This is a genomic window from Actinomyces procaprae (genome assembly GCF_004798665.1).
GTDB lineage: Bacteria > Actinomycetota > Actinomycetes > Actinomycetales > Actinomycetaceae > Actinomyces > Actinomyces procaprae.
In genome coordinates this window covers 2,281,588-2,296,204 of the sequence record NZ_CP039292.1, presented here as the reverse complement: position 1 = coordinate 2,296,204, position 14,617 = coordinate 2,281,588, and the positions used below count along the sequence as shown (strand labels likewise).

The window sequence follows — 14,617 nt, the reverse complement described above, 5'->3', positions numbered from 1 at the left end:
TTGTGCTGGATCGGGGCCGCGACCGGGACTCGTGGGGGAGCCGCGGGCGGTAGCGTATGGCCTGTGAACGCCCCGATTGTGACTCTGGCGACCTCAGCCGACTATGCGGACCTCGATGAGGATGACCGCGGGCTGCCCGATGCGCTGCGTGAGCGCGGTATCGAGCCGCGGGTGGCGGTGTGGAATGACCCGGACGTGAACTGGGAGGATGCCGGCGTGGTGGTCCTGCGCTCGGTGCGTGACTACGCCAAGAACCGCAACTACGCGGACTTCCTGTCCTGGGCGCACTCGATCAGGCGGCTCATCAACCATGCCGACGTCGTCGACTGGAACTCCGACAAGCACTACCTCAAGCGCATGGCCGAGTTGGGTGTGCCGGTGATCCCCACGACTTGGCTGGAGCCGTCCGCCGGCTACTCCAAGCACCAGGTGCACACCCGTTTCCCTGCGCACGGCGACTTCGTGGTCAAGCCGGCCATCTCCTCAGGCGGGCGCGGTACCGGCCGCTATACCGCCACGGACGCCAAGTCCCGTGCCGACGCCATCAATGACACCATGCACCACCTCGGCCGCGGCCGCAGCGTCATGGTGCAGCGCTACCTGGAGGAGGTCGACCGCAAGGGTGAGCTGTCCCTGGTGTACTTCAACGGCGTGCTGTCCCACGCGGTGGAGAAGGCACCCATGCTGCACCCCTCCTTCCGGTCGGTGGATGAGGTGCATGAGGAGATCGTCACCGCCCGTGAGCCCAGTGAGCAGGAGTGGCTGTGGGGTGAGAAGGTCCGCAAGGCCATCCACACCATCATCAAGGAGCGCTCGGGCCGGGACATGCAGTTGCTGTTCAACCGGGTCGACGTCGTCGGTGACGGGCAGGGCGGCTTCTACCTGATGGAGGTGTCCCTCATCGACGCCGGCCTCTACCTCGGTTCTGCGCCGGCCGCCCTGGACAACTTCGCCGACGCCATCGCCCAGCGTGTCTTCTGGTAGGGCTGGCGCTGCCGCGCGGGCGGCTCGCGGACCACGGCCCGACGGTAATCAACCGTGTGGGGTTGACTGAGGTCGAATCAACCGAAAATGGTTGTTTTTTGGGGATGCTGATGGGAGCATGTAGGCATGTACGTGCTCACAGTGGACCAGGTTGCGAGCCGAGCGGGCGCGGATGAAATCCCGGACCTGATCCGCTTGCTCGCTGACGTCCCTGCGCTGGCTCCCTTCGAGCGGACAGTCGGAGACGAGGCACAGGGGGTGCTCGAGGACGCGGCCGCGGCCGTTGTGTGTGTGCGCCGCCTCTTGGCGGCCGGCGGATGGCACATAGGTTTGGGGATCGGTACTGGTGCGCTAGGTGAGCACGGGTCTCGCTCGGGAGGCGGAGCGGCATTCATCGCCGCACGGCAAGCGGTGGAGGAGTCCAAATCGTCTCGTGTGTCGCTCGCAGTCCGAACCGGCGTCGCCGATCGGGAGGCACGTACGGCGACGGCCGACGCCGAGGCGGTGCTGCGGCTTCTCGGCGTGCTGATCGGTTCCCGCACCAGGGCTCAGCGCTCGGCCGTGGCCCTTCTCGACACCGGGCTCAGCGGCAAGGACGCGGCGAAGCGGCTGGGGGTGAGCGGCCAGGCCGTCTCCAAGCATCGGGTCTCATCGCACTACGACGAGGAAGTTGCCGCCGTGCCGGCCATTGAGCGGCTCCTCGACCGGGCGCACCGGCTGTCAGTGGGGCTGGGGACGTCGGTTGATATGGTGGATGACGTATGACTCAGGCCCTGGTGAGCGCGGTTGTAGTTCTTTCCTGCTCCCTTCTGTCCGTTTTCGGTGGTTGGGGGATCGTCGCACTGGTCTTGCGCTGGGCGCGCGTGCCCGAGCTGCCGCCGTCACGGGAACCTACGCCCGCAGGTTCGACTGCGCCGGTCTTGTCTCCGCGAGACGACGCCTCCGAGTCCCCGGTTCTTCGCGGTGGCACCTGGATCGGAGTGCTTGAGCGCCTGGCGACGACGGGTGCCCTCCTGTCCGGGCATGCGACGCTGATTGCCGTGGTCGTTGCGGTCAAGGGGCTTGGGCGCTGGGCGGATCTGAAGGACAACCCCGGGTCGACGGAACGGTTCATCATCGGCACGCTCGCCTCCCTGACATGGGCCGGCATGTGCGGGATCATCGGCGCGGCGCTACTGGGGTAGCACCGGACGGGCTCCGGCGGGCACGGGTCAGGGATGAATCAGGGTCGTCTCCTGCGTGAGGATGAGGTACCGGCGGCGGGCCTCGGGTAGACATGGGCGCATGCGCACACTGCTCAACATCATCTGGGTGGTCTTCGGTGGATTCTGGCTGTGGCTGGGGTACATATTCTTCGGCATCATCGCCTGCCTGCTAATCGTGACGATCCCCGCAGGCATCGCCTCCTTCCGCATCGCCTCCTACGCCCTGTGGCCCTTCGGCAGACAGGTGGTGGAGACGCCGAGTGCGGGAGTGATGAGCGGGCTGTCCAACGTCATTTGGTTCCTCGTCGCCGGGATCTGGCTCGCCATCGGGCACATCACCACGGCGGCCGCGCAGGCCGTCACCATCGTCGGCATCCCGCTGGCCGTCGCCAACCTGAAGATGATCCCGGTGACCTGCTTCCCCTTCGGCAAGCAGATCGTGCCCGGCCGCGGCATCATCTGAGCCACCCCGCCTGTTGTAGTCGCCTCGGGCGGCGCGGCCCTGTCTGCCACAGGAACGTGGAGAGTCGCCCATACGTGGAAGGCTGGGGGCATGAACAGCACCCGCACCTCCGCCCCCGAGTACGAGCATGCGCCGACCATCATAGGGCTCGGCTTGCAGGACGCGGGCGAAATCCTGACATTGCAACGGGCCGCCTACATCACCGAGGCCACGGCACACAGCGACTTCGGTCTCCCGCCCCTGACACAGACCCTGGTCGAGCTGCAGGAGGAGCTCTCCGACCCCGCCGTCACGGCGCGCGGTATCAGCGAGCGCGGCCGTCTCATCGCGGCCATGCGCCTGCGCCACAAAGGCGACGCGGTTGAACTCGGGCGCCTCATCGTCGCTCCCGACCGCCAGGGACAGGGCCTGGGCACCCTCCTGCTGCGCCATGCCGAGGCGGTCTTCCCGGATGCGCGTGAGATACGGCTGTTCACCGGCGAGCACAGCGCCGCCAACATCCGACTCTACGAGCGGCTCGGCTACCGCGAGGCTGGGAGAACGACCGCAGGTTCCTACCAGCTCGTCCACTTCACCAAGCCGCTCACCCGAGCCGGCCGGCGGAGGGCCTCCTGAGCGTCCGGTGCCGCCTGGCAGCCGGCGGCGCTCAGTTCTGCGGGCCGACCTTCAGCAGGTGCACGACGGCGGCACCGGCCTGGTCGCATTCGGCCAGGTCCACCAGGGCGGTCAGCCGCCAGTCGTGGTCGCCCGCGGAGTCCTCCAGGATCTGGGTGGCCAGCCATACGCGCCGCCCCGAGCCGGCCAGGGCCTCACGCAGCCGCTCCGACACCCCGGCGTCTGCCAGGGCGACGTCGTCCGGCGCCTCATCCAGGGGCGCCAGCGCCACGGCCCGGGCCGGTGTATCCGTGCTGATCCAGTCGTACTCGTCCCAGTAGCGGCCCAGCGCCTCATCCCACCGGTCCTCGCCCCAGCCGGAGGCGGCATCCAGCCGTCCCAGCCCCTCGACGTCGTCGCGCGCCATGAGCTCCACGCGGCGGAACATCTCCCGGCGCACCGCCACGCGGAAGGCGTGCCGGTTGCGGGTGAAGGGCAGCCTGCCGTCGGCGTCGGCCCCGAAGGCACGCTCGGCCCCGGCCGCGCCGTCGGCGGCCTCCCGCTCCCGCAGTGCCGCGCCCTCCTGGGCGTGACCGGCCTGGGCGGCACCCAGCGCCTCCCACTCGTCCAGCAGGGAGGAGTCCACGGCGCGCACCAGGTCGCCCAGCCAGTCGGTCAGTTGCTCCACCTCCTCGGTGCGGTGCTCCTCGGGCACCACCTGCCGCAGCGCCCGGTAGGCGTCGGTCAGATAGCGCAGCACCACCCCCTCGCTGCGGCCCAGGTCGTAGCGGGAGATCAGGTCGGAGAAGGTCATGGCGCTCTCCACCATGTCCCGCACCACCGACTTCGGGCTCAGCTCGTACTCGGCCGCCCACGGGTTGGACTGCTTATACATCTCCAGCGCCGGAGTCAGCAGGTCCGCCAGCGGCTGCGGCCAGGTGATGTCCTCCAGGGCCGCCATGCGCTCCTCGTAGTCCATGCCCTCGGCCTTCATGGCGGCCACCGCCTCGCCGCGGGCCTGCCGCTGCTGGGCGTACAGCAGCGGCCGCGGATCGTCCAGGGTCGACTCCACCACCGAGACCACGTCGAGCGTGTGCTCGGGCGAGTCCAGGTTCAGCAGATCCATGGCCGCCAGTGCGAACGGGGCCAGCGGCTGGTTCAGGGCGAACTCGTCGGGCAGGTCCACCGCCAGGCGCAGCCGGGGCCGGCCGTCGGCTGTGGCCTGGGCGGAGGAGACGTGCTCCAGCACCCCGGCGGTGCGCAGCGAGAGGTAGATGTCCACGGCCCGGCGCACGTGCCGGCGCTGGACCGCCTCCGGCTCGTGTACGCGCTCCAGCAGCTGCGCCATGGCCCGCACCGGATCGCCGTCGCGCTCCATCAGGTTCAGCACCATGGTGGTGGTCACCTGGAACTGGCTGGTAAGCGTCTCCGGGGCGGAGTCGCGCAGCCGCTCGAAGGTCTTGTCCGTCCAGTTGACGCGCCCCTCGGGCGCCTGCTTGCGCACGATCCGACGGCGCTTGCGCGGATCATCACCGGCCTTGGCCAGGGCGCGCGCGTTCTCGATCACATGCTCGGGCGCCTGCACGATCACATACCCGTGGGTGTCGAAGCCCGCCCGCCCGGCCCGCCCGGCGATCTGGTGGAACTCCCGGGCGGTCAGGTGCCGCTCCTTGGCGCCGTCGAACTTCACCAGGCTGGTCAGCACCACCGAGCGGATGGGCACGTTGATGCCCACGCCCAGAGTGTCCGTACCGCAGATCACCGACAACAGCCCGGTACGGGCCAGGCGCTCCACCAGCCGCCGATAGCGGGGCAGCATGCCGGCGTGGTGCACGCCGATGCCGGAGCGCAGCAGCCGCGACAGGGTGCGCCCGAAACCGGGCCCGAAGCGGAAGTCGCCGATGGCCGCCGCCAGCTCCTCCTTGCGCTTCTTCGCCCCCAGGTCCACGCTCAGCAGCGCGGAGGCCCGCTCCACCGCCTCCTTCTGCGAGAAGTGCACCACGTACACGGGCGCCTTGTCCTGCTCCACCAGCCGCTGCAGCAGGTCGCCGATCGGCTCAATCGCGTACTCCCACTCCAAGGGCACCGGCCGCACGGCGTCGTCGACGACGGCGACCTCCCGGCCCGTGCGCTCGCGCAGGTCCCGCACGAAGAAGGAAACGTCCCCGAGCGTGGCCGAGAGCAGCACCATCTGCGCCTGCGGCAGCTCCAGCAGCGGCACCTGCCAGGCCCAGCCGCGCTGCGGGTCGGCGTAGTAGTGGAACTCGTCCATCACCACCGTGTCCACGTCCAGCGCCTCGCCCTCGCGCAGGGACTGGTTGGCCAGGATCTCCGCCGTGCAGCAGATGATGGGGGCGGCGGCGTTGATGGCGGTGTCGCCGGTGACCATGCCGACGTTGTCCGCCCCGAACAGGCCCACCAGCTCGAAGAACTTCTCACTGACCAGCGCCTTGAGTGGGGCCGTGTAGTAGGAGCGGCCGCCACGTGCCAGGGAGGCGGTGTGTGCGGCCAGGGCGATCATCGACTTGCCCGAGCCGGTGGGGGTGGCGGCGATGACGTGCCGACCGGACAGGATCTGGCTCAGGGCCTCGTCCTGGTGCGGGTACAGCGGCCGCCCGGTGGACTCCGCCCACTCGGCGAAGGCCACATAAACCTCCTCCGGCTCCGGGACCCGCTCCGGGTCGTCGGCGGGGATGAGGGCGTCGAGCATGACGTTGAGCGCGGGCGCGGTAGAGGCGGGCATGCGGCCATCGTCTCACGGTGCCCCGCCGGTTCCGGGACGGCCGGTCCGATCGATACTGGTGCTCGCCTGAGGAGACCCGGCAGCGTACGTATGTGGCAGGCTAAAGAGCCGCTGTTGTCTCAAGACAGGACCGGAGATGGACCCCCGCAGCCGAGTAGAAGCATTTCTGGCGGACTATGCCGCCGCCCACGCGCAGGTCAAGCCGCTGTTCTTTCCGCCGGATGACGAGGGCGCGTCCGCGGGTGGGCACTCTGCCGTCTTTAGCGGACCCCGCAAGCGGAGGAAGAACAAGGATGATTCAGGCCCCGATCCTTTCGATGCCTGGAGTCAGGCGATGCATGCAGTTGATGTGGCCCACAGGACCGAGAGGTCCTGGGCGGAGCGCCGGTACGGATTCTCCTCGGAATGCTATTACGGCCCGCAGAGCTGCAAGGTGGAGCGGGTCGAGGAGTACGGGAACTGGGCCCGGGTGCGGGTGGCGCGCACCGGCGGCCAGGGCAGGCCCATTATCGAATTCGTCCTGCGCAACGACTCCGGGGACTGGTTAATCGATCGGCTAGACGAGTATCACGACGAGCCGGGACTGCCCCTGGTGCCCGAGGGCAGGCGCGGCAAGTGGCTCCAGGCACCGGATGGGATGGCGCCCTATGAGGACATTCTCCTCAACCCCGAAGTGGACAGCCCAAACCCCGGTGCGCTGTTTCACGACGGCTGGGCACGCGATCCCGTGGACGAATTCGAGCTGGCGGAACAGGTGGATGAAATCGAAGGCCCCCTGTGGCAGCGGGCGCTCGCCGAGGCCCAGCGGCGCTCACCGGTCCGACGAGTCAGGGTGCAGACGATTGGCTCCTTCCCACACGGCGGCCTACTCGCTGTGGGCGACGCCGGCTCGGAGACGACCATGATGTACTCCTGCGCGCTGCGCATGCCGCCGGGGGATGCCACCGCCCAGGCCCTGCTGGCGACCATCGAGACCAAGCAGGGCCCCTATGAGCGGGTTGCCGCGGTGCGGGCGGTTCTCGCCGCCGGCGAGCCCGTGCGCTGGCACGCCGCCTCGCTCTTCCCAGGGCGCGGGACCGCTGTGGGCGTGGACTCGGGCACCGCCGCGATCGTCGACGCCGCCGCATACATGCGCCTGACGCGGCGGCAGTGGTGGAATGCCTGGAATCCGTTCCCGGAGCGCCGTTGGGAGGATATGACGATGTTCGACTATGGCGTCGGGCCCATCGGGGTCATGACGAGCTCCGGGTGGGGGGACGGCACCTACGCCGTCTACTGGGGGTTCGATCGCGACGATCGTCCGGTGCAGCTCATGATCGACTACGGAGTTGTCCGGGAGGCGGTGGCGCCGCCGCTCGCACAGTCACAGCCCTGAGTCCCAAGTCGACGGCTCGACCACCCGGCAATGCCGATGGCGTATGAGCATGCGGACGGATGCCGGGTCGTGGCCCGGATTGTGACATGATGCCGCGCGTTCCCGTCTCCCACGCGGAAGGCCAGGTCCTTCATGGATGCACTCGCCGCCAGCCTGCTTTCGATCGCCGACTGGATCACCGCCCACATCACCATGTGGGTGCTGGTCGGAACCGGCCTGTTCCTGACCATCCGTACCCGCGGCGTCCAGGTACGCCACCTGCCCGACATGATCCGGGCGGTGACCTCCTCGCGCGCCGGTGCTCGCGGCGGCATCTCCTCCTTCCAGGCCTTCGCCATTTCGCTCGCCGCCCGCGTGGGGGTCGGCAACGTATTCGGGGTCGCCGCCGCCCTGCTCATGGGCGGGCCCGGCGCCGTGTTCTGGATGTGGGTGGTGGCCCTGGTGGGCATGGCCACCGCCTTCTTCGAGGCCACCCTCGCCCAGATCTTCAAGGTCCGCGCCGCCGACGGCTCCTTCCGCGGTGGTCCCGCGTACTACATGCGCGCCGGCGTGGGCAGCCCCGTGCTGGCCGGTGTCTACGCCGTCATCACCCTGGTCACCTGTGGCTTCATCATTACCTCCGTGCAGGCCAATGCGGTGGCCGGCACCCTCCTGGGTGCGATTGGCGACGACGGCGCCGCCATTGAGGGCTTCGGCGGCCTGTCCGCCGCCCAGCTGGTCATCGCCGCCCTGGTGTTCGTATTCACGGCCATGGTGATCTTCGGCGGCATCCGCACCGTGGCCCGCGTGACCGAGTGGATGGCCCCGATCATGGCGGGCATCTACATCATCCTGGTGTTCATCATCTGCCTGATGCACCTGGGCCGCTTCGTGGAGGTGCTCGGCCTGATTGTCTCCTCCGCCTTCGCCCCCCAGCCGCTGGTGGGCGGCCTGGGCGGCGGCATCCTCGCCGCCGTAGTCAACGGCACCAAGCGCGGCCTGTTCTCCAACGAGGCAGGTCAGGGCACCGCCCCGAACGCGGCCGCCACCGCCACCGTCGCCCACCCGGTGCAGCAGGGCCTGATCCAGTCCCTGGGTGTGTTCATCGACACGATCGTGGTGTGCACCGCCACGGCCTTCGTCATCCTCATCGCCGGTCCCGAGGTCTGGGGCGCCGACGGCGCCAACCCGTCCACCCTGACGATCATGGCGGTCTCCCACGAGCTGGGCGGCTGGACCATCCTGCCCATCGCGGTCCTGATCTTCGTGCTCGCCTACTCCTCAATCATCGCCGCCTACGTCTACTCCGACACCAACATGTCCTTCCTGACCGGCGGCAGGCCCTGGGCCACCTGGACGGTGCGCGTGGTCTCCGTACTATCCGCCACCGCCGGCGCCGTACTCTCGCTCGACGTCGTCTGGAACGCCGTCGACATCGCCATGGCGGTCATGACCGTCACCAACCTGCTCGCCCTCATCCTGCTGTCCAAGTGGGGAGTGGGCGCCCTGCGCGACTGGGAGGCCCAGCGCCGCGCCGGGGTGGCCGAACCGGTCTTCCACGGCACCAGCAACCCCCACCTGCCCGACGACGTCCCCGGCGACGTCTGGAACTGATCCCACCCCGCCGAACCCAGCCAGCAAGGAGCCCCGATGCCCGCACCCCTTTTGAGCCTCACCGATATCGAGGAGACCCTCAACCTCGTCGACGACCGCTTCTACACCTACTTCCTGGCCGCCCTGCTGATCGCCGTCGGCATCTACGTCACCATCCGCACCCGGGGCGTGCAGATCAGGCACTTCGGCTCCATGCTGCGGGCCGTGGCCTCCTCCCGCTCCGGCGCCCAGGGCGGCATCTCCTCCTTCCAGGCCTTCGCCGTGGGCCTGGCCGCCCGCGTGGGCATCGGCAATATCGCCGGCGTGGCGCTCGCCGTCGTCGCCGGCGGCCCCGGCGCCCTGTTCTGGATGTGGGTGGTGGCCCTGATCGGCATGGCCACCAGCTTCACCGAGTCGACCCTGGCGCAGATCTTCAAGGAGCGTGGCCGCGACTTCACCTTCCGCGGCGGCCCCGCGTACTACATCAAGAACGGGCTCGGCTCGAAGCTCTGGGGCGGCATCTTCGCCGGAATGTGCATCGTCAGCGTCGGTGTCACGGTCGTCATGGTCCAGACCAATTCCCTGGCCGGCGTCATTAACGCGACCGTCCCCGAGGTGGCCCCGTGGATGGTCGGGGTGGCACTGGTGCTGCTCACCGGACCGGTGGTGCTGGGCGGGCTGAAGTCCGTTGCCCGTGTCACCGAGGTCGTCGCCCCGCTGATGGCGCTGGTCTACGTGCTGATCACCATCGTCGTCATCCTCATGAACCTGGCTGAGATCCCCACCGTATTCGCTGAGATCCTGCGGGGCGCCTTCGGTCGGGACCAGGCCCTGTTCGGCACCGCCGGCGGCGTGCTGGCGGCCGTCCTCAACGGCGTGCGCCGCGGCCTGTTCTCCAACGAGGCCGGCCTGGGCACCGTTCCCAACGCGGCGGGAACCGCCACCACCACTCACCCGGTCCGCCAGGGCTTGATTCAGGCCTTCGGCGTGTTCGTGGACACCGGCCTGGTGTGCACCGCCACCGGCCTGCTGATTCTGCTCGCGACCGACACCTACCAGCCGGGGAATGACGGCGTCGTCGGCGCCGTCCTCACCCAGCAGGCGGTCGCCGAGCACCTGGGGGAGTGGACCACCTGGCCGATCGTGGTACTGATCTTCGTCCTGGTCTTCTCCACCGTGCTGGGCTGCTACTCCTACTCGCAGGTCAACGTCAACTTCCTGGGCGGGGAGAAGCGCGCCGAGCAGGCATTCGGGCTGCTGCTCACCGCCGCCGCCTTCGCCGGCACCGTGCTGACCCTGCCGATCGTGTGGGCACTGACGGACATCGCCCTGGGCCTGCTGGGCGTGCTCAACCTGGTGGTGATCGTGTGGCTGTTCCCGTGGGTGCGCGGTGCACTGCGCGACTACGAGGCCCAGCGCGCGTTCGGCGTCGATCCGGTCTTCATCGGCCATGGCAACCCCGAGCTGCCCGGCGACGTCCTGCCCGGCGTGTGGGAGCCGCCCGTCGACCCGGCCGCCCCTTACACCCTCGACCCTGCCGGGCCGTCCCACACGGCGCCCCGGGGAATGGAGGACTGAGACGTGTCAGCCCTGAACTCCCTCCTGAACAGCGCCTCCAACCTGCTGTTCGGCACGATCCTGATCTGGCTGCTGCTGGGCGCGGGCGCCTGGTTCACCATCTGCAGCCGGGGCCTGCAACTGCGCCATCTGGTCTCGATGGTGATCTCGGTGGCGTCGTCGCGCTCCGGCGCGCGCGGCGGCATCTCCTCCTTCCAGGCCTTCGCCGTGGGGCTCGCCTGCCGAGTCGGCACCGGGAATATCGTCGGCGTTGCGCTGGCTCTGGTGCTCGGCGGACCGGGAGCCGTGTTCTGGATGTGGGTGGTCGCACTCCTCGGAACGGCCACGGCCTTCGCCGAGGCCACCATGGGGCAGCTGTTCAAGGTGCGCCGCGGGGACGGGACCTTCCGCGGCGGCCCCGCCTACTACATGGCGCGAGGACTGCACCTGCCCGTCATGGGCGGCGTGTTCGCGGTTGTCTTCATGATCGCCAACGGCCTGGCCATGCCCATGGTCCAGGCCAATGCCATGACCGCGGCGCTGGGTGCATCCACGGGTTCGTCCCCCTGGCAGGGCGCGGTCGTCGTCACGGTGCTCGTTGCCCCCGTGCTGCTGGGCGGGCTGCGGTCGGTGGTGCGGGTCACCGAATGGCTGGCCCCGGTGATGGCGGTCGTGTACCTGCTCCTGGTGCTGGCCATCATCGTCACCCACCCGCTCCAGGCGGCCGAGGCGATAGGCGACATCTTCGCCGCAGCCTTCAGCCTGCGCGCCGGCCTGGCCGGCACGGCCGGCGGCATCGCGGCAGCACTGCTCAACGGCGTGCGCCGCGGCCTGTTCTCCAATGAGGCGGGCCTGGGCGGGGCCGCCTGCGCCGCCGGCTCGGCGACGGTCGCCCACCCCGCCCAGCAGGGCTTCGTGCAGGTCTTCGGCGTGCTGGTGGACACCATGTTCGTTTGCACCGCCACCGCCCTGGCGATTCTCATTGCCGGCCGCTCCGACGGCGCCGTCTACACGCCCGGCCTCACCGGCGCCGACGACCCGAATGTTTCCGGCACCCTCACGCAGACGGCCATCGGGGCCACGCTGGGGCAGTGGACCGCCTGGCCCATGACGGCACTGGTGATTGTGCTCGCCTACTCAACGATCCTGGGCGCCTTCTCCTACGCCGAAGTGTGCCTGGACTACCTCACCCGTGACCCCTGGGCGACGACGACGCTGCGCGCCGCCGCCGTCGCGTGCACCTTCATCGGCGGTGGCGCCGCCCTGACCACCGTGTGGACGCTGGCCGATGTGCTGCTCGGCATCGGCGCCGTCCTGAACCTGATCGCCCTGGTGGTGCTGACCCCGTGGGTTCTGGGCGTGTTGCGCGACTGGGAGGCCCAGCGGCGCCGGGTGCGCACCGGAGGTACGTTCGCCGGCCCGGTGCGCTTCGTTGCCGCCGGCAACCCGTACCTGCCGGCCCGGCTGCCGGGTGACGTCTGGGATGAGGACCTCGAAGCGGCGGGTCGGGAACGGTCTGCACTGGGGCAGTGAGATGGCAGACACTGCCTGGGGCTTGGACATCGAATTGAAATAGAGTCCCCATAGCCTGTACTGGCTGTCGGCTTCGGCGCCGACTTCCCCGAGTCGGCCCGCGGCCGACTGAACGGGCCCGGTTTCGTGACGGGCCCGTGCGCCCTGCGGCGCGCCCCGACTACGTCCGGAGACTTATGAATCCCACGCCCCTGCCGACCGCCGGCTTCTTCGACGGCCCCGCCGCCGTGCTCGAGAACATCTCCGACCACCTCTACGGCGACCTGCTGGCCTGGCTGCTGATCGCCGCCGGCCTGTATTTCACCTGGCGCACGCGCGCCCTGCAGCTGCGCCTGTTCTCCCACATGGTGCGCGCCATCACCTCCTCACGGGGTGATGTGGGCGAGGGCATGTCCTCATTCCAGGCCTTCACCGTGGGCCTGGCCTCCCGCGTGGGCACCGGCAACATCGTCGGCGTCGCCATCGCCATCACCATGGGTGGACCCGGCGCCGTGTTCTGGATGTGGATCGTCGCCCTGGTGGGCATGGCCACCGGATTCGTCGAGTCCACCCTGGCCCAGCTGTTCAAGGTGGCTCACCCCGACGGCTCCTTCCGCGGTGGCCCCGCCTACTACATCCACAAGGGCCTGGGCTCCAAGACGCTGGCCAGCATCTTCGCGGTGGTGATCACCTTCGTATTCGGCTTCGCCTACGAGGCCACCCAGGCCAACGCCATTTCCAATGTGCTCAAGGGAACCTTCGACGTCGAGCCGTGGGTCACGGCGATTGTTCTGGTACTGATCACCACGCCCGTGGTCTTCAAGGGCATCAAGCGGGTCGCCTCCATCACGGAGTGGCTGGCGCCGCTGATGGCCCTGGTCTACGTCATCATCGCCGTGGTCATCCTGGTGCTCAACATCGGCGCCATTCCTGCTGCGCTGGCCTCCGTGATCAAGGGGGCCTTCGGCGTGGACCAGGCGCTGTGGGGACTGGGCGGCGGATTCATGGCCGCCACTCTCAACGGCATCAAGCGCGGCCTGTTCTCCAACGAGGCCGGTGAGGGATCGGTACCCAACGCGGCCGCCACGGCCACCGTGCACCACCCGGTGCAGCAGGGCTTCATCCAGTCGATGGGCGTGTTCGTCGACACCATCGTGGTGTGCACCGCCACCGCCCTGATCATCCTGCTCTCCGGCGTGTACGACCCCGCGACCGCCGACATCGACGCCGCCGGCACCCTGACCGTGAGCTCGGTCAGCGCCGTGCTCGGCCCCTGGGCCAAGTACCTGATGGCGATCGTGGTGTTCGTCTTCGCCTACTCCTCCCTGCTGGGCAACTACGCCTACGCCGAGGTGAACATGGACTTCCTGCGCGGAATGGGACACAGCCACTACGGCGTGCGCGCCATGATCGTCGTGGCCACCGCGCTGGGGGCGGTCGCCTCGCTGTCCTTCGTGTGGAACCTCTCCGACGTTGCCATGGGCGTCATGGCGATCATCAACATCATCGCGGTGGTGCTCCTGGGCAGGTGGGCCTTCGGCGCCCTGCGCGACTGGGAGCAGCAGCAGCGCGAGGTCATGGCGGGCGTGCGGGACAAGATCTACTTCGTGTCTACAGGCAACCCGTATCTCCCCGCAGAGCTGCCCGGGGACATCTGGACGGAGGAGGCCGCCGCGCAGCGTGAGCCCGAGGCGGCTCAGGCCAGCGCCGACTGACTTTCGGCACCCGGTGCCGGGCCGCCGCCGCTGGCCCGGCTCCGGGGGACGATCATCTAGGGTCGTCCCATGAAGATCGCACGCTTCTCCACCGGAGACGAACTCCGCTACGGCATTGTCGACGGGCTACCCGCTGACGAAACCACTCCCTCAGGCGAGTCCACCGGGCGCCTGCTGGTGCTCAAGGGCGACCCGCTGTACACGGTGCCCGAGGCCACGGGGGAGGTACTGCCACTGGCGGAGGTGCGCCTGGTCTCCCCGGTGATTCCACGCTCGAAGGTGGTGGGCATTGGGAAGAACTACGTCGCACACGCCGCCGAAATGGGCGGCGAGGCGCCGGCGGAGCCGGTCGTGTTCCTCAAGCCCAATACGGCGGTCATCGGCCCGGATGCGCCGATCGTGCTCCCCGCCTGGTCCACTGAGGTCCACTACGAGGCCGAGCTGGCAGTGGTCATCAAGTCCGTCGTCAAGGATGCCGGGCCGGCCGACGCCGCAGCCGCCGTCCTCGGGTACACGGTCGCCAATGATGTCTCCGCCCGGGACTGCCAGCGCGACGATGAGACCTGGACCCGCGCCAAGGCCTTCGACACCTCCTGCCCGCTGGGCCCGTGGATCGAGGTGCCGGAGACCGCCGCCGCCCAGGCGGGCTTCGACCCGGCCGACGCCGTGGTGCGTGCCCGCGTCGACGGACGCGTCGTCCAGGAGGGGAGGACCGCCGACATGATCCGGTCCGTCCCCGAGCTGATCTCATACGTCTCGCACGTGTTCACGCTGCTGCCCGGTGACGTTGTGCTCACGGGTACCCCCGCCGGCGTCGGTGAGATCCGGGCCGGCCAGCGTGTCCAGGTAGAGGTGGAGGGCATCGGGGCCCTCAGCAACCCGGTGGTGCGCCGCTGA

General features: G+C 69.1%; 12 protein-coding genes. 11 read left to right on the top strand and 1 reads right to left on the bottom strand.

Features of this window, described 5'->3' with window-relative positions:
- The first annotated feature begins 63 nt into the window (after positions 1-63).
- The 5 genes from E4J16_RS09250 (at position 64) to E4J16_RS09230 (ending at position 3,267) form a co-directional block, all read left to right on the top strand.
- The gene (locus tag E4J16_RS09250; RefSeq protein ID WP_136192359.1) at positions 64-984 is read left to right on the top strand and encodes an ATP-grasp domain-containing protein; all 921 of its coding nucleotides are present in this window, start codon (positions 64-66) and stop codon (positions 982-984) included.
- Positions 985-1,110: 126 nt separating this feature from the next.
- Complete coding sequence (locus E4J16_RS09245; protein WP_136192358.1) at positions 1,111-1,749, top strand: hypothetical protein; 639 nt, start codon at positions 1,111-1,113, stop codon at positions 1,747-1,749.
- A complete protein-coding gene (locus tag E4J16_RS09240; RefSeq protein WP_136192357.1) occupies positions 1,746-2,168 on the top strand; it encodes a hypothetical protein in 423 nt (140 codons plus the stop codon). The genes E4J16_RS09245 and E4J16_RS09240 overlap by 4 nt, the downstream gene beginning before the upstream one ends.
- Before the next feature lie 100 nt (positions 2,169-2,268).
- Positions 2,269-2,652: a YccF domain-containing protein gene (locus tag E4J16_RS09235; protein WP_136192356.1), complete on the top strand. Its 384-nt coding sequence runs from the start codon at positions 2,269-2,271 to the stop codon at positions 2,650-2,652.
- 90 nt (positions 2,653-2,742) lie between these two features.
- Complete coding sequence (locus E4J16_RS09230; RefSeq protein WP_136313820.1) at positions 2,743-3,267, top strand: GNAT family N-acetyltransferase; 525 nt, start codon at positions 2,743-2,745, stop codon at positions 3,265-3,267.
- Positions 3,268-3,298: 31 nt separating this feature from the next.
- Here E4J16_RS09230 and E4J16_RS09225 read toward each other — a convergent pair whose 3' ends face one another.
- On the bottom strand, positions 3,299-5,989 hold the full coding sequence (locus E4J16_RS09225) for a DEAD/DEAH box helicase (protein ID WP_204519782.1): 2,691 nt from the start codon (positions 5,987-5,989) through the stop codon (positions 3,299-3,301).
- A gap of 334 nt (positions 5,990-6,323) precedes the next feature.
- On the opposite strand from E4J16_RS09225, the gene E4J16_RS09220 reads away from it, so the two are divergent.
- From E4J16_RS09220 to E4J16_RS09195, 6 genes are all read left to right on the top strand, one after another.
- Entirely contained in the window at positions 6,324-7,364 is a 1,041-nt protein-coding gene (locus tag E4J16_RS09220) for a DUF4241 domain-containing protein (protein ID WP_240038097.1), read from the top strand.
- A gap of 132 nt (positions 7,365-7,496) precedes the next feature.
- Positions 7,497-8,957 (top strand): alanine/glycine:cation symporter family protein, encoded by a 1,461-nt coding sequence (locus E4J16_RS09215; protein WP_136313818.1) that lies wholly within the window; start codon positions 7,497-7,499, stop codon positions 8,955-8,957.
- A 36-nt stretch (positions 8,958-8,993) separates the two neighbouring features.
- Complete coding sequence (locus E4J16_RS09210) at positions 8,994-10,514, top strand: alanine/glycine:cation symporter family protein (protein WP_240038096.1); 1,521 nt, start codon at positions 8,994-8,996, stop codon at positions 10,512-10,514.
- Between the two features lie 3 nt (positions 10,515-10,517).
- Positions 10,518-12,026 (top strand): alanine/glycine:cation symporter family protein, encoded by a 1,509-nt coding sequence (locus tag E4J16_RS09205; RefSeq protein WP_136313817.1) that lies wholly within the window; start codon positions 10,518-10,520, stop codon positions 12,024-12,026.
- Between the two features lie 176 nt (positions 12,027-12,202).
- The gene (locus E4J16_RS09200; RefSeq protein WP_136313816.1) at positions 12,203-13,720 is read left to right on the top strand and encodes an alanine/glycine:cation symporter family protein; all 1,518 of its coding nucleotides are present in this window, start codon (positions 12,203-12,205) and stop codon (positions 13,718-13,720) included.
- Positions 13,721-13,789: 69 nt separating this feature from the next.
- Complete coding sequence (locus E4J16_RS09195) at positions 13,790-14,617, top strand: fumarylacetoacetate hydrolase family protein (RefSeq protein ID WP_136313815.1); 828 nt, start codon at positions 13,790-13,792, stop codon at positions 14,615-14,617.

Coding starts and splice junctions, on each gene's coding strand:
- E4J16_RS09245 (WP_136192358.1), top strand. CDS start 1,111: ATGTACGTGCTCACAGTGGACCAGGTTGCGAGCCGAGCGGGCGCGGAT.
- E4J16_RS09240 (WP_136192357.1), top strand. CDS start 1,746: ATGACTCAGGCCCTGGTGAGCGCGGTTGTAGTTCTTTCCTGCTCCCTT.
- E4J16_RS09235 (WP_136192356.1), top strand. CDS start 2,269: ATGCGCACACTGCTCAACATCATCTGGGTGGTCTTCGGTGGATTCTGG.
- E4J16_RS09230 (WP_136313820.1), top strand. CDS start 2,743: ATGAACAGCACCCGCACCTCCGCCCCCGAGTACGAGCATGCGCCGACC.
- E4J16_RS09225 (WP_204519782.1), bottom strand. CDS start 5,989: ATGCCCGCCTCTACCGCGCCCGCGCTCAACGTCATGCTCGACGCCCTC.
- E4J16_RS09220 (WP_240038097.1), top strand. CDS start 6,324: ATGCATGCAGTTGATGTGGCCCACAGGACCGAGAGGTCCTGGGCGGAG.
- E4J16_RS09215 (WP_136313818.1), top strand. CDS start 7,497: ATGGATGCACTCGCCGCCAGCCTGCTTTCGATCGCCGACTGGATCACC.
- E4J16_RS09210 (WP_240038096.1), top strand. CDS start 8,994: ATGCCCGCACCCCTTTTGAGCCTCACCGATATCGAGGAGACCCTCAAC.
- E4J16_RS09200 (WP_136313816.1), top strand. CDS start 12,203: ATGAATCCCACGCCCCTGCCGACCGCCGGCTTCTTCGACGGCCCCGCC.
- E4J16_RS09195 (WP_136313815.1), top strand. CDS start 13,790: ATGAAGATCGCACGCTTCTCCACCGGAGACGAACTCCGCTACGGCATT.